We start from the raw sequence: 13351 nt of genomic DNA, 5'->3' as shown, positions 1-13351 counted from the left end.
GAGAGGTCATGGATCTATGCACGGCAAGGCATTCGCGCCTGAATACCAAGGCGAGTTGGGCACGGCACTCGGGGTGAACTCCTCCTACGAGGAGGTGCTGACAGCGGCGGACCGCGCCCTCTCCCAGGCGGACACCGCACTGGAGAGGGCGCGCGCCGCTCTCGCCCTGGCCGAGGCCAACCGGCGGCTCGGCCAGGTGGACGACGCGGGGACCGCCTGGCGCCAGAGCTACCGCAGCGCGCGCGTCGCGGGGGACGAGGGGGCCATGGCCTGGGCCCTGTGGAGCGGCGGCACGCTCGCCCGCCAGTGCGGACAACTGCGGCTCGCCCGAAGGCTCTTGACCTGGGGGGTCGCACTGGCCGCCGACAGCGGTGAACGGCTCGCGCACGGCTACGCGCTCGCCGGGCTCGCCGAGACGGGACGCATCCAGGGGGACTACGCGGCGGTGGCCGCGCTCCACGAGCAGCTGCTCGAACAGGGCCGGGCGCACGGCGAGGCGCGGCACATGGTGTGGGCGATGTCCGGCATCGCCCAGATGCGGCGGAACACCGGCGACTACACCGAGGCGCTCGAACTCTTCGAGGAGTGCGTCAGGATCGCGGCCGACGCGCAGGACGCGCGGGGGCGCGCCTGGTCGCTGCGCGGGGTCGCCGACGTCCTCTCGCTGCGGGGCGAGACGGAGCGGGCACTCGCACTGCTCTCGGAGGCGGAGGTCATCTGCCGGTCCATGGATCTGGCGAGCGCGCTCGCGTACAACCACAAGATGCGCGGCAATGTCCTGTTCCGGGACGGGAGTTACGACGCGGCACGCGAGATGTACGCCATCGCGCTCGATGAGTTCAGCGTCATGCGGGAGCCGCGCGGTGTGGCCCTCGCCCGCCTCGGCCTGGTCAAGTCGCGCGCCCGCCTCGGTCGCGACCACAGCGAGACGCTGGCCGAACTGACCGAGCTCGAAGGTGACTTCGCGCGTATCGGGCTGCGTCACGCGCGGGAGACGGCCGTCGCCTTCCGCGGCGAGCTGGCGGCGGAGCCGAGCCTGACGTGACGGCGGGGCGGCACGGGGGAAGCGGTCGGCGGACGCGGGGCGTCACGGGGTCGGCGTGATGCGGATGCCCACTGTTCCCGTCGCGCCGCGCCGGAGCTTGCTGCCGAGCAGGGTGAGGCGGCCGACCAGACCGTACTTGCGCTTGATGAGGGTGCGGTAGCGCTCGGTCGTCTCCGGGTCGCAGATCTCGGCGGTGGCGGGGACCGACTCGCCGGTCGGGTTGCCCCGCAGGTCGCAGGGGCCGATGAGGACGTCGGCGCGGTTGCGGATCCGCTTGACCTTCCAGGAGTCCGTGACCGTCCAGATGCCGAGCGCGGAGCCGTCCTCGACGACCCAGACGGGGCTCGGCACCCCGTTGCCGTTCTTGCGGAAACTGGTGACCAGCAGGTACTTCCCGGCGCCGAGCCCCGCCTGCGCTACGTCGTCCACTTAACCGCTCCAACCTCTTGTTTGACTCAGATTCAAACAGCCTGTGGAGCGGATGTTACGCGCGATGAGGTTCGCTTCCGGCGGTGGACCCGAACCTCACGGTCACCACCGGCCAGGTCCCGCTCTCCGGGACCCGGACGGATCCGGGTCCCGGAGGCATGGGCCGTGCGATGCTCAGGCGCCCCAGGTGCCCTGGTTGACGGCGCAGTTCCAGCCGTTGCCGTGGACCTTGAACTTCACCTTGTACGACCTGGTGTTCAGCAGGCGCGTCTTGACCCTGACCCCGAGGCTGGCCTTGCCCTTGAGGCTCTTGTCGTAGACGGAGATGGTCTTCGAGGTCTTGTGCGTGACCTTGCCGCCCTTCGCCTTCGCCGTGCCGAAGCGGACGTTCTTGACGTTGCTGACGGTGAAGGTGACCTTCTTGAAGGTCTTCGTGCTCTTGTTCTTGAGGCCGAAGTACAAGCCGTCGCCCTTCACCCAGCCACCCGGACCGATGTAGAACCGGGACGTGTAGACAATGTCGATCGGGCAGCCGGCACTCTGCGCCGCTGCGGCCGACGCCTTCGGTGCCTTCGGTGCGTCCGCCGCGGACGCGGATCCGGCCAGGCCGAGCTGAGCGGCCGTGAGCGCCCCCGCCGTGGCCAGGACTGCGGCGGTCGTGCGTGCGTGGTTCATCAGGCTGTTGCCTTTCCCCCTGCGGCCCTCTCGGGCCCAACTGTCGAAATACTGCGATGCAGGCACACAAGGCGGTCTGCGTCCCTGCGCCGCCCGTATTTTTAGCAGGCGGACGGACATGAGGGGACATCAGGTTGTCCGCGCGCACAGCACCGTGACAGAAGCCGGACAATCGCTCAGCGGTCCGCCCTCACATCGGCGGTGGCGCGGGCGCGGGCCCCAGTGTCGTCGTGCCCGGAGTGGACCGGTGGGCGAGGCCGGTGCGGTAGGCGTCCAGGGCGGCCTCCGTCCGCCCCGTGCGCCGGAGCAGATCGCCGAGGAGGCAGCACAGGTCGGCCACGTCCCCGGCCACGCCCGCGCGTTCGAGCAGCGGCAGTGCGGCGCGGTAGTGCTCCTCGGCGGCCTCCGTGTCGCCGCACTCCTCCGCGATGAGGCCGAGCAGCCGGTGCGCCGCGCCCACGTGCACCGCGCCGCGTCCGGCCCGCAGGGCCGGGATCTCCGTGGAGTCCACGGTCTCCCTGCCGGTGGCCAGCAGCGGCCTCAGCAGCGCCTCCGCCTCACGGGCCTTGCCGCGCCGCCGCAGCACGTCCGCGAGTTCCACCTCGACCTGCTCGGCGTAGAGGGCGGCCCGCTTGGCGGTGAGCATGGCCTGTGCGGTGCGCAGTTCGCTCTCGGCGCGTTCCAGTTCGCCGTCCTGGGCGTGCACATAGCCGCGCATCCAGTGGCAGTGGGCGAGTTCGGTGCGCATGTGCAGCTGCTGATAGAGATCTTGGGCTTTGGCGAGCGATGTGTCGGCCTCGGCGATACGGCCCTGGGCGATGAGGGTACGGGCCACCCCGCGGTGCATCCCTGCGAGCAGTGCCGGATCGTCCACGCGCGGCGCGAGCGCGAGGGCCAGTTCGGCGGCGTGGGCGGCGCGTTCCGGTGCCCCCATGTCCATGTACGGGGCGATGGACGCCGAGTAGAGGAGGAGCAGCGCGTCGGGGTCGTGCAGGCCCGACGCGTTGAGCTGGTCGAGGGCGGTCTCCAACAGGTGGCAGGCGTAGCGGAGTTCACCCGTGAGGCGGTGGGCGTTGGCGCGGCCGCGGATGGCGGGGACGCGGCGTGGCAGCGGCTCATCGGCGAGCAGCCGCTCCACCGATGCGAAGCACTCGTGCGCGTCGTCGAGGTCGCCGGACTCCAGGAGGCACTCGCCGAGGCCGAGGAGCGCGGTGGCCTGCTCTCCCGGCAGCGCGTGCTCGACGGCCTCGGCGCGCAGGGTGCGGAAGAGGGCGGCAGCGTCCTCGGGGGCCCCGGTGGCCAGGGCGCGCCGCGCGTCGGTGAGGCGTAGGCGCAGCTCCGCGGCGAGGCGGGCGGGGCGCCCCGTCGCGAGCTCCTCGGGAGTCACGCCGAGCCGCTCGGCCAGGTGCCTGAGGGCCGCCTCGGAGGGTCTCACCTTGCCCGACTCCAGCGTGGAGACGTAGGCAGGCGTATACGCGGGCTCCGCCAACTGCCGCTGGGTGAGCCCGAGTTCCGTACGCAGGCGCAGGACGCGGCGCCCGATCACCCCGGGCCCGTCGAGCCGCACACCCCCAGATCCGCTCTCCGTCATCTCTTCCTCTCCGGTTCCGAGCCAAGTCCATCGACGCCTGATGCACGGGAATTTGGGACCACGTGGCGCGAACTCACCACTCCCACAGCCACCTTGCGTCCCAGGCATTGCCTGGCTTCCCGACAGCCCCTACATTGAACCGCGCCTTAACCTCCCTTAACCCCCCACTTACGTCGCGGACTTGCCGACCCCAGTCCGCACAGATCCCGGGAGATCTTCCATGCGCCGCAGACACTCATCTCGCATATCCCCCATATCCCGCATATCCTGCAAGCACCTCGCCATCGCCACCGGTGTCGCCCTGGCCGCCGCGCTCGCCGTCACCGCGCCGGTCGCCGCGGACCAGGGGCAGGACAGCACCGCCGCTGCCGCCCACGACACCGGCCAGGTCGAGGTCGAGTACTTCGCAGGACCCGGCAGCCACCCCCGCCACACCCAGGTCCCCGCCTCCGCCCCGCTCACCAGGAACGAGCGGTCCACGATCAAGGGCGACGGCGACGTCCTGCCGATCGTGGAGGCCGGAGCGAGCGACACCAAGGTCGACGTCGTCTTCATCGGCGACGGCTACACCGCCGCCCAGCAGGAGGACTTCCACGCCGACGTGCGCACCAAGTGGAAGGAGATGGCCGCCGTCGAGCCGTACGCCGAGTACGAGGACCTCTTCAACGTCTGGGCCGTCGACGCGCACTCGCAGCAGTCCGGCGTCTCGGGCGACCCGACGAGCGACGTCCGCAAGAACACCGCCCTGGACTCGGCGTTCTTCTGCGACGGCATCGAGCGGCTGCTGTGTGTCGACACCAACAAGGTCGAGGCGTACGCGAGCAAGGCCGCCGACCCGGACCTGGTCATCGTGCTCGGCAACTCCACCAAGTACGGCGGCGCCGGCTACAACGCCATCACCTCGCCCTCCGGGTACGACGGCATCGGCACCGCCTCCTCCGACCACCCCGACTCCGACCAGGTCGCCGTCCATGAGACCGGCCACTCGTTCGGCAAGCTCGCCGACGAGTACTGGTACGACGAGAGCACCTACACCGGCCCCGAGCCGGGCGAGTCCAACCTCACCAAGCTCAGCGCCGACGAGATGGCCGCGCAGAAGACGAAGTGGCACCAGTGGCTCGGCCAGGAGTCACCTGACGGCGGCGCCGTCGGCGCGTACGAGGGCGGCGGCTACCACGGGCACGGCCTCAACCGCCCCACCGAGGACTCGATCATGCGCACGCTGGGCCGCGAGTTCAACCTGCCAGGACGTGAGGCGATGATCGCGGGCTTCCACCAGCACGCGCCCGTCCTCAGCGGTGTCACCCCCTCGGACCGGCAGGTGCGCGGCTCCGAGCGGATACGCGTCGAGGCGTCTTCCCACGCACGGGTGCGCTGGTACGTCGACGGCCGCGAGGCACGCAAGGCCAGGGACGCGAGCAGCGTGACCGCCGCCGCACTCGGCGTACCGGCCGACGGCCGCGCGCACACCGTCACGGCACGCGCCACCGACCCGACCAAGGCGGTGCGCGCCCCGGAACTGCGCAAGCACCTGACCGGCTCGCTGAGCTGGCAGGTCACTCGCTGATGTGCCGTAGCGCCATGACGTACGCCATGGCATAGACGGGAGCCGGGGCCCGCTCGGCGCCGATGGCGCCCCGGCCCCGTTCCGCCGGTCATGGCCGGGGATACTCCGGCCATGACCACACATGCGAAGCAGTCGCGGGAGGCCGCGGCGTCTGTTCCGGGATGGGCGCTGCGGGCCGCCGAGCAGACCGACCTGGAGGCCATCGTCGAGCTGCGCGCGAGGGTGATGCGCCCGGATCTGGAGCGGCTCGGCCGGTTCGACGAGCATCGGGTGCGCCAGAAACTGCGGGACGCGTTCTCCCCCCGGGACACCTCGGTCGTCGTCGCCGACGGCTCCTTCGCGGGCTGCGTCGCCCTGCGTCCGGCCACGGACGGGCGGTGGCTCGAGCACTTCTACCTCGACCCGGCGCTCCAGGGCCGGGGCCTGGGTTCGGCGGTGCTGCGCAGGCTGCTCGACCGGACCGACGCCGACGGCGACCTCGTCCGCCTGAACGTCCTGCAGGGCAGCGCGGCCCAACGCCTTTACGAGCGCCACGGTTTCAGCGTCGAGCACGAGGACCCGGTCGACGTCTTCATGGTGCGAAGGCCAGGCTGATCCTGGGGGGGGGCGGGGCGCATCTTCGTGGCCGCCCACCCGGCTTCGGGCAGGAAATTGGCCCGCGCTCACGACCCGTGAATGGTCCACGAGCTGGACCATCTGGCTGGCTAGCCTCTTCTCATCAGCGAAGAATCCGGCCCAACGGCCGCCTAGCCAGGGAGCCTTGTGCCGCTCGAGATCCTGCCGCCGGCCGGAGCGCCACGCGTGCTCGCCGCCGCCCAGCTGAGCAACTCCCTGGGCGACGGCGCCTACTACGTGACCTCGGCCCTGTACTTCAGCCGCGTCGTCGGCCTCTCCCCCACACAGATCGGACTCGCGCTCACGGTCGCCTGGGCCATCGGTTCCGTCACGGGTGTGCCGCTGGGCGCGCTCGCCGACCGGAAGGGGCCGCGCGGCACCGCGGTGCTGCTCGCCCTGGCCACCGGCGCGTCGGTCGCCTCCTTCCTGTTCATCCGCTCCTTCGTCCCTTTCCTCCTCGCGGCCTGTCTGTACGCGGTCGCCCAGTGCGGGCTCGCCGCGGCACGGCAGGCGTTGCTCGCGGGGCTCGTGCCGCCCGCGGCACGTACGGGCGTCCTGGCCCATCTCCAGTCAACGCTCAACGCGGGGCTCGCCATCGGTGCCGCGCTCGGCGGCCTCGCCCTGCACCACGACTCGCGCGGGGCGTACCTGGCGGTCTTCGCCCTGGACGGGGTCAGCTTCCTGCTCTGCGCGCTCGTACTGCTCCGACTGCCCGCGGTGCCGCGGTCCGTGGCCCGCGGGAAGGGGGAGCCGCGCCTTGCGGTGCTCCGCGACCGGCCGTACGCCGTCATCACCGCACTCAACGCGGTCCTGCTGCTGCGGATGCCGCTGCTGAGCCTCGCGATTCCGCTGTGGGTGGTGGACCGGACGGACGCGCCGAGCTGGCTGGTGTCGGCGCTCTTCGTCCTCAACACCCTTGCGGTGACGGCCTTCCAGGTCCGCATGGCCCGCGATGTCGCCGGGCCGCGCACGGCCACGCGTGCGGTGCGCCACTCCGGTCTCGTCATGCTCGCCGCGTGCGCCGTCTTCGCCTTCTCCGCCGCGGGGCTTCCGGTGTGGGCGACGGTGGCCGTCCTGGTGGTGGGGGCGGTGCTCCAGGTCATCGCGGAGATGCAGCAGTCCGCCGGTTCCTGGCAGATCAGTTTCGACCTGGCGCCCGCGCACCAAGTGGGGCAGTACCAGGGCTTCTTCGGCACCGGAGTCCCCGTCGCCCGCACCATCGGCCCGCTCCTGCTCACCTCGCTCCTCGTGGTGTGGGGCGTGCCGGGCTGGTTGCTCCTCGGCGGGATCTTCCTCGCGGCGGGACTTGCGATGGGGCCCGCGGTGCGGTGGGCGGAGCGCTCACGGACGGGCACGGCGGCCCGCTCCCCGCGAAGGTCGCCGTCTCCGGCAGGAAGCCCGAGCGACCGAGTGTCAACGCAGGGTTGACGCTCACTCCACTGTCAACCTAACGTTGACACATGACGCAGCCCACTCAGCCCACACAGCCCGTCCGTCTCGACGATCTGATCCAGGCCATCAAGAAGGCCCACCCCGAAGCCCTCGACCAGCTCTCCGACGCCGTGATCGCCGCCGATCACCTCGGTGACATCGCCGATCACCTGATCGGCCACTTCGTGGACCAGGCGCGCCGCTCGGGTGCCTCCTGGACGGACATCGGCAAGAGCATGGGGGTCACCCGGCAGGCGGCCCAGAAGCGGTTCGTGGCCAAGGACCCCGGCGAGATGTCCGACCTCGACCCCCGGCAGGGCTTCAGCCGGTTCACCCTCCGGGCGAAGAACGTGGTCATGGCCTCGCAGGAGGAGGCCCGCGCGGCGGGCAACGACGAGATCGGCCCCGGCCATCTGACGCTCGCCCTCCTGACCGACCCGGACGCCCTCGCCGCGAAGGCACTTCTCACACAGGGGAGTTCGCTCGACGCGATCCGCGAGCGCGTCACCGAGGCGCTGCCGCCCGCGGTCGGCGAGGTGCCCGACCTGATCCCGTACGACGCCGGGGCGAAGAAGGTCCTTGAGCTGACCTACCGCGAGGCACTGCGGCTCGGTCACAACTACATCGGGACCGAGCACATCCTGCTCGCCCTCCTGGAGGCGGAGGGCGGCACGGGCACACTCGGCGGGCTCGGCGTAGACAAGGCGGCCGCCGAAGCGAACATCACCGAGGCCCTGGAGGCGATCCGCACCTCCCTCAACCAGGGGTGACGGAGCCCGAGTCGGCCGCGGGACCGCCCTTCCCCGCCTCCCGCCCCGCGGCCGCGCGCACCCGCGCCGCCTCCCGGACGGCCGCCACGTTCGCCTTGCCCTGCCGGGATCCCGCGAGCTTCGCCTTGATGTGGTCGCGCACGAGGATCGGTTCGTAGGCGAGTTCGTCGGCCGCTTCGAGGTGGCTCGGCAGCGTGGAGATGACCGCGTCGACGTTGCCGTCGTGGAAGTAGGCGGCGGACCGGCGCCGGACGATGCCGCCGTCCACGATCGGCGGCTTGACGCGGTGCAGGGTGGACATCCAGCGGTCGTTGGTGAGCCGGGCAGTGAGGTCTCCGAGGTTGACCAGGAGCGCGCCGTCGACGGGGGACACGTCGTGCCAGGCGCCGTCCGTGCCGAGCACCTGCAGTCCGGCGACCTGGTCCGCCCACAACACCGTGACCAGACCGAAGTCGGTGTGCTCCCCCATCCCCGTCAGGTCACCGTCGAGGGTGACGGTCCCTTCCGGCAGCGCGTAGTGGTTCATGCGCAGTACGTCGATGGAGTGGTCGGTCAGCGACTCGAAGAAGTCGGCGGGCTGCCCCAGGGCGTCCGCGAAGATGCGGGTCAGGGTGCGTGCCACGCGGCCTGCGCGGGCGAAGTAGCCGAGCACGGCCGGTTCGAAGCCGTCGACCTGCGTGGGCCAGACGTTGAGACCGTAGTCGTCCTCGAACAGGTCGAGTCCGGGAAAGGAACGGGCTTCGGTGCCGATGTTGAACGCTTCGAAGAAGTCGTTCATTCGGGCGGCGGACTCCACGCCGAGGCTCAGGCTGAGGGATTCACTCCTGGGCGGGCTGTAGCCGCGGTTCGCCCCGGTGACGCGGTAGCTCTTCTTCGTCTCCAGGGGCAGTCCGAAGAAGCCGTCCACGGCGGCGGCCAGACCGTCCACCGTCTCGTCGGGGATGCCGTGCCCGAGGATCTGGACGAAGCCGACCGCGGAGCAGGCTTCGTCCATCTCGCGCGCCACACGGGCGCGTTCGGCCGCGGAGCCGCCGTCGACGTACGGCGTGATGTCGATGACGGGAACGTGGAAGGGCACGGGCGTCTCCTGGCGCGAGCGAGGGCTACGCCAGATTCCCTATCACGATTCCCCTTCCAGCCTCCGCAGCCGTTCCGCGTCGCAGACGCGCGGGCAGGTGCCGCACGCCTCGGCGGCGCGGATCGTGTAGTAGAGGCAGCAGCCGAGACGCGTGCGGGTCGGGTGCCGTTCGCCGTCGAGGGTCGTCAGGTGACGGAAGGCGGCGCCACCGGGGAAGGGTCCCACGGGGCCCGGGAGCAGGGCGTCCACCGCGCGCAGCGCCTCGTCCTCCTGGCCGAGCATGCGGCCCAGATACCAGATCCCGGAGATGAGATCGTCCCCGGCCATGCCCCACAACGCCCGCTGGCCCCGCCGCAGTTGAGGCCCGATCGCCGCGAGCAGCGGGCGCATGTGCGCGACGACCGCGGCGCGGAGTTCGGCGCGCAGCGACTCCTCGTCGGGCAGGACCCGCACTCCGGGAAGTCCGGCCGCGGGGTCGTCCGGGAGGCAGGCGAAGGATCCGGTGACGACCTCGAAGGCGCCGGTCTCCAGGTGGACACGGACGTCCTGAGGGCGGATCCGCGGCACGCGCCGATCCAGGTACCAGGCGCCGCTCATCAGCAGGGAAACCGACCAGAGATAGCCGTGCAGCGCGCGGGACGCGGCGACATCCGGGCGCGGGACGTGGTCGTGACCGGCGCGGATCCGTGCGTCCTCCGCCGCGACGAAGGCTCGCAGCGCATCTTGATGTGCCGTCAGTTCGGCGCCGGTGAGCCACCCTTGACCCGCGGCCGAGCCGGGTTGCGCCACCGTGACGGCGAGCGTCCCGCAGTGCGCGACAAGCCGCCGATAGGTCGTGGCGAGCAGGGCGGCGGGGCTCAGGGCGGTGGCGGTCGACGCCAGGGCCGGGGCCACGGTCAGCGGCACGCGTAACTCCTTGAAAGGCAGGTCCATCGGTCGTTCGGCGGCGAACCCGTCCACCGCGAACTAGGTAAGGCTTACCTTATTTCACTTGAACTTGCCTCATCGGGGGCGACGCACCGCGCACTCTGCCGTCCGAGTGACCCGCGAGCGATCCGCTGGTGACCCACGAGTGAGACACAAGCGAGTCGCGAGTGAGCCACCCCTCACAGCGAGTTGACATCGTTAGGTATACCTAACCTAAACTCTCACCCCGTGTCCAAGATCGCTCGGGCCGTCCCGCCAGACAGCCTCGTCACGCGGCGGATCCCTCTACTCCTCGCCGGATTCGGCACGTTGGTGCTGTGCGCCGCCCTGAGCCTGGCCCTGGGATCACGCCCCGTGCCGCTCGCCACCGTGGCCGAAGCGCTCTTCGGCGACGCCCACGGACGGGACGCGATCGTCGTCACCGGGCTGCGCCTTCCGCGCACCGTCGTCGCACTCGCCGTGGGCGCCGCCCTCGGCGTCGCCGGAGCCGTCGCCCAGGGCATCACCCGCAACCCGCTCGCGTCGCCGACCACGCTCGGCATCAACGCGGGCGCCGGTTTCGCGGTCGTCGTCGCGATCTACGCCCTGCATCTCACGCGGCCCGTCGAGTACTTGTGGTTCGCCTTCTTCGGGGCCGCGGCGGCCGGGATGCTGGCCCAGATGCTGGCCCGGCGCGCGGGCGACCTCGATCCGGTGCGCCTCGCGCTCGGCGGAGTCGTACTCCAGATGGTGCTCCTCTCCTGGACCCAGGCCGTGATGCTGGCCAGCGAACGCACCCTGGACGAGGCCCGCTTCTGGCTGGCCGGATCCTTGTCCGGGCGTACGTTCGATGTGCTCTGGCCGGTCCTGCCCACCCTCGTCATCGGCCTGGTGCTCGCCCTCGCGATCTCGCCCGCCCTCAACGCCCTCGCGCTGGGGGATGATTCGGCGCAGGCCCTCGGTGTGCCGGTGGCCAGGATCCGCGTCGCCGGCGGCATCGCGGTCGTATTGCTGGCGGGCTCGGCGGTGGCGGTCGCCGGGCCCGTCGCGTTCATCGGGCTCGCGGCCCCGCACCTGGTGCGGCTCGCGGTCGGCTCCGACCACCGGCTGCTCGTGCCGGGGTGCCTGATCGCCGGACCTCTGCTGCTCCTGGCCGCCGATGTCCTCGGCCGCGTCGTCGTGCGCCCCTCCGAGCTGGAGGTCGGCATCGTCAGCGCCTTCCTCGGCGCGCCGCTCCTCGCGGTCCTGGCCCGGAAGGTGGCGCGATGACCGTCTTCGCCGTACGCGAGGCCGCTGCCGCGCCCACCGGCGCTCGGGTGCGGCAGCGGCGCCGCCTCGCACTGCTCGCCTGCGTCGGCCTCGCCGTCCTCTTCGTACTCGTCACGCTCGCCCTGACCACAGGTCAGATGCCGCTGCCCGCCACGGTCGCGCTGCGCGGCCTGATCGGGCTCGGCGACCCGGCGGACGTGCTGGTGGTGCAGGACTTCCGGGCGCCCCGGGTGATCGCCGCGGTCGTCGCCGGGGTCGGGCTCGGGGTCGCGGGCTCGCTGCTGCAGCGGGTCTTCCGCAATCCCCTGGCCTCACCGGACGTGATGGGCGTGACGGGCGGCGCCTCCTTCGGGGCCGTCGTCCTGCTCGCCACCGGGGCTTCCCAGACCCTGATCCCGCCGGCCGCGCTGGCCGGCGGTCTCCTGGCCGCGCTGCTGCTCGGCGTGTTCGGCTGGCGCTCGGGGCTCACCGTCACCCGGCTCGTGCTCGTCGGGCTCGCCGTCCAGGCGGGTCTTGCCGCCGCCGTGAACCTCATGGTCGTACGCTTCCCCGCCGAACTCGCGGGCTCCGCGCTCCAGTGGACCACCGGATCGCTCTACGGACGGACGTGGACCGAGGTGTGGGCCGCCGGAGGCGCGGTGGCACTCGCGCTGGTGGCCGCGTTCGCGCTCCAGCGGCGGCTCGCCGTACTGGATCTGGGCGACGAGTCGGCGGGCGGGCTCGGCCTGAATCCGTCGGCCGCGCGGCTCCAACTCCTGCTCACCGCGATCGTGTTGGCCTCGCTGGCCGCCGCGCTCACCGGACCCGTCGCGTTCGTGGCGCTCGCCGTGCCGCACCTGGTGCGGTTCGTGGCGGGTCCGCCGACTCCGGGGACGCTGGCGCTGACCGGCCTGGCCGGGGCGGTGCTGCTGCTCGCCTCCGACCTGGTGGTGCAGCACCTGCTTCCCGTGGCGGGCCTGCCCGTCGGGGTGGTCACCGCCACGCTCGGCGCCCCTTGGCTCCTTGTGCTGATGATCCGACAGAGCAGGCCCGTCAACCGGAGTGCCGCATGAGCCCCACGCCGACGTCCGCACCGACCTCCACGCCGACGCCCTCCGCCAATCAACTCTCCACGCACGGGCTCGATCTGCGGTACGGCGACAAGGTCGTGGTCGGCGGCCTCGACGTGACGCTGCCGGGCGGCGCCGTCACCGCCATCGTCGGACCGAACGCCTGCGGCAAGTCCACGCTGCTGCGCGGCCTGACGCGGCTGCTCGCGCCCGCCGGCGGCAGTGTCGCCCTGGACGGCGCGGACATCCACCGGATGTCGGCGCGGTCCCTCGCCCGGCGGATGGGGCTCCTGCCGCAGCAGCCGGTGACGCCCGAGGCCATCACCGTCGAAGCCCTCGTACGCCTGGGCCGCTACCCCCATCAGACCTTCCTCAGCCCCTGGTCCAAGGCCGACCAGGCCGCGGTGGACGAGGCGCTGGAGCGCACCGGCACCACGGAGCTTCGCGACCGATCCGTCGACCGGCTCTCCGGCGGCCAGCGTCAGCGCGCCTGGATCGCCCTCGCGCTCGCCCAGGACACCGACCTGCTGCTCCTCGACGAGCCGACCACCTTCCTGGACCTGCGGCACCAGCTCGACGTACTCGACCTGGTCGCCGATCTGCACAGCGAGGCGGACCGCACCGTGGTCATGGTGCTGCACGACCTCGGGCAGGCCGCCCGGTACGCGGACCATCTCGTCGTACTCAAGGACGGGCGGCTCGCCGCGGCCGGGGCGCCCGCCGACATCCTCGACGCGGACCTCGTGAAAGACGTCTTCGACGTCGACTGCCGGGTCATCCCCGACCCGGAGACCGGCACCCCACTGGTCGTACCGAAGGGCAGAGCCGCCCGCCGCGCCACGGGCGATCCGGCAGTCCCCGCCTGATCGTCGCCCCGTGTGTTCCGTCCCGCCCCGTCCACCTCTCTCGTCCCCGTCCCAACCTCC

The 13351-nt window shown here is 71.7% G+C and carries 13 protein-coding genes; 8 read left to right on the top strand and 5 right to left on the bottom strand.

Going from position 1 to position 13351, the window contains the following annotated elements; translation table 11 throughout:
* Positions 1-16: 16 nt before the first annotated feature.
* Positions 17-1045 (top strand): tetratricopeptide repeat protein, encoded by a 1029-nt coding sequence (locus tag AC07AG_RS01555; RefSeq protein WP_478750721.1) that lies wholly within the window; start codon positions 17-19, stop codon positions 1043-1045.
* A 42-nt stretch (positions 1046-1087) separates the two neighbouring features.
* On the opposite strand, the gene AC07AG_RS01550 is transcribed toward AC07AG_RS01555, so the two are convergent.
* The 3 genes from AC07AG_RS01550 to AC07AG_RS01540 all read right to left on the bottom strand — a co-directional run bounded on the left by AC07AG_RS01550 (position 1088) and on the right by AC07AG_RS01540 (position 3740).
* Positions 1088-1474 (bottom strand): PPOX class F420-dependent oxidoreductase, encoded by a 387-nt coding sequence (locus tag AC07AG_RS01550; RefSeq protein WP_478750719.1) that lies wholly within the window; start codon positions 1472-1474, stop codon positions 1088-1090.
* 174 nt (positions 1475-1648) lie between these two features.
* Positions 1649-2149 (bottom strand): hypothetical protein, encoded by a 501-nt coding sequence (locus tag AC07AG_RS01545; RefSeq protein WP_478750717.1) that lies wholly within the window; start codon positions 2147-2149, stop codon positions 1649-1651.
* Positions 2150-2339: 190 nt separating this feature from the next.
* Positions 2340-3740: a tetratricopeptide repeat protein gene (locus tag AC07AG_RS01540; RefSeq protein WP_478750715.1), complete on the bottom strand. Its 1401-nt coding sequence runs from the start codon at positions 3738-3740 to the stop codon at positions 2340-2342.
* Between the two features lie 220 nt (positions 3741-3960).
* Here AC07AG_RS01540 and AC07AG_RS01535 point away from each other — a divergent pair, with 220 nt between their 5' ends.
* The 4 genes from AC07AG_RS01535 (at position 3961) to AC07AG_RS01520 (ending at position 8123) form a co-directional block, all read left to right on the top strand.
* Positions 3961-5307 carry a M64 family metallopeptidase gene (locus AC07AG_RS01535; protein WP_478750713.1) on the top strand — a complete coding sequence of 449 codons (1347 nt, stop codon included), beginning with the start codon at positions 3961-3963 and terminating at the stop codon, positions 5305-5307.
* Between the two features lie 111 nt (positions 5308-5418).
* Positions 5419-5901: an N-acetyltransferase family protein gene (locus AC07AG_RS01530; protein WP_478750711.1), complete on the top strand. Its 483-nt coding sequence runs from the start codon at positions 5419-5421 to the stop codon at positions 5899-5901.
* Positions 5902-6069: 168 nt separating this feature from the next.
* On the top strand, positions 6070-7350 hold the full coding sequence (locus AC07AG_RS01525; protein WP_478750709.1) for an MFS transporter: 1281 nt from the start codon (positions 6070-6072) through the stop codon (positions 7348-7350).
* A gap of 32 nt (positions 7351-7382) precedes the next feature.
* On the top strand, positions 7383-8123 hold the full coding sequence (locus AC07AG_RS01520) for a Clp protease N-terminal domain-containing protein (RefSeq protein WP_478750707.1): 741 nt from the start codon (positions 7383-7385) through the stop codon (positions 8121-8123).
* Here the strand turns inward: AC07AG_RS01520 and AC07AG_RS01515 are convergent.
* Both AC07AG_RS01515 and AC07AG_RS01510 read right to left on the bottom strand, forming a co-directional pair.
* On the bottom strand, positions 8110-9201 hold the full coding sequence (locus tag AC07AG_RS01515; protein WP_478750705.1) for an isopenicillin N synthase family dioxygenase: 1092 nt from the start codon (positions 9199-9201) through the stop codon (positions 8110-8112). The genes AC07AG_RS01520 and AC07AG_RS01515 overlap by 14 nt on opposite strands.
* Before the next feature lie 42 nt (positions 9202-9243).
* Positions 9244-10101, bottom strand: coding sequence for a (2Fe-2S)-binding protein (locus AC07AG_RS01510; protein WP_478752171.1), 858 nt, complete (start codon positions 10099-10101; stop codon positions 9244-9246).
* A gap of 264 nt (positions 10102-10365) precedes the next feature.
* Between AC07AG_RS01510 and AC07AG_RS01505 the strand changes: the two genes are divergently transcribed.
* From AC07AG_RS01505 to AC07AG_RS01495, 3 genes are read left to right on the top strand one after another with little or no spacing between them, the layout of a single operon-like run.
* Positions 10366-11376, top strand: coding sequence for a FecCD family ABC transporter permease (locus AC07AG_RS01505; RefSeq protein ID WP_478752169.1), 1011 nt, complete (start codon positions 10366-10368; stop codon positions 11374-11376).
* A complete protein-coding gene (locus AC07AG_RS01500) occupies positions 11373-12428 on the top strand; it encodes a FecCD family ABC transporter permease (RefSeq protein ID WP_478750703.1) in 1056 nt (351 codons plus the stop codon). The genes AC07AG_RS01505 and AC07AG_RS01500 overlap by 4 nt, the downstream gene beginning before the upstream one ends.
* Complete coding sequence (locus tag AC07AG_RS01495) at positions 12425-13291, top strand: ABC transporter ATP-binding protein (RefSeq protein WP_478750701.1); 867 nt, start codon at positions 12425-12427, stop codon at positions 13289-13291. The genes AC07AG_RS01500 and AC07AG_RS01495 overlap by 4 nt, the downstream gene beginning before the upstream one ends.
* The last annotated feature ends 60 nt before the right edge of the window (positions 13292-13351 follow it).

Source organism: Streptomyces sp. NPDC044044 (assembly GCF_056434405.1).
This window is presented reverse-complemented; position numbering and strand designations above follow the sequence as displayed.

Bases quoted from the DNA above. Each gene is read 5' to 3' on its own strand.
- AC07AG_RS01535 (WP_478750713.1), top strand. From the start codon at position 3,961: ATGCGCCGCAGACACTCATCTCGCATATCCCCCATATCCCGCATATCC.
- AC07AG_RS01520 (WP_478750707.1), top strand. From the start codon at position 7,383: ATGACGCAGCCCACTCAGCCCACACAGCCCGTCCGTCTCGACGATCTG.
- AC07AG_RS01495 (WP_478750701.1), top strand. From the start codon at position 12,425: ATGAGCCCCACGCCGACGTCCGCACCGACCTCCACGCCGACGCCCTCC.
- AC07AG_RS01540 (WP_478750715.1), bottom strand. From the start codon at position 3,740: ATGACGGAGAGCGGATCTGGGGGTGTGCGGCTCGACGGGCCCGGGGTG.
- AC07AG_RS01530 (WP_478750711.1), top strand. From the start codon at position 5,419: ATGACCACACATGCGAAGCAGTCGCGGGAGGCCGCGGCGTCTGTTCCG.
- AC07AG_RS01555 (WP_478750721.1), top strand. From the start codon at position 17: ATGCACGGCAAGGCATTCGCGCCTGAATACCAAGGCGAGTTGGGCACG.
- AC07AG_RS01500 (WP_478750703.1), top strand. From the start codon at position 11,373: ATGACCGTCTTCGCCGTACGCGAGGCCGCTGCCGCGCCCACCGGCGCT.
- AC07AG_RS01545 (WP_478750717.1), bottom strand. From the start codon at position 2,149: ATGAACCACGCACGCACGACCGCCGCAGTCCTGGCCACGGCGGGGGCG.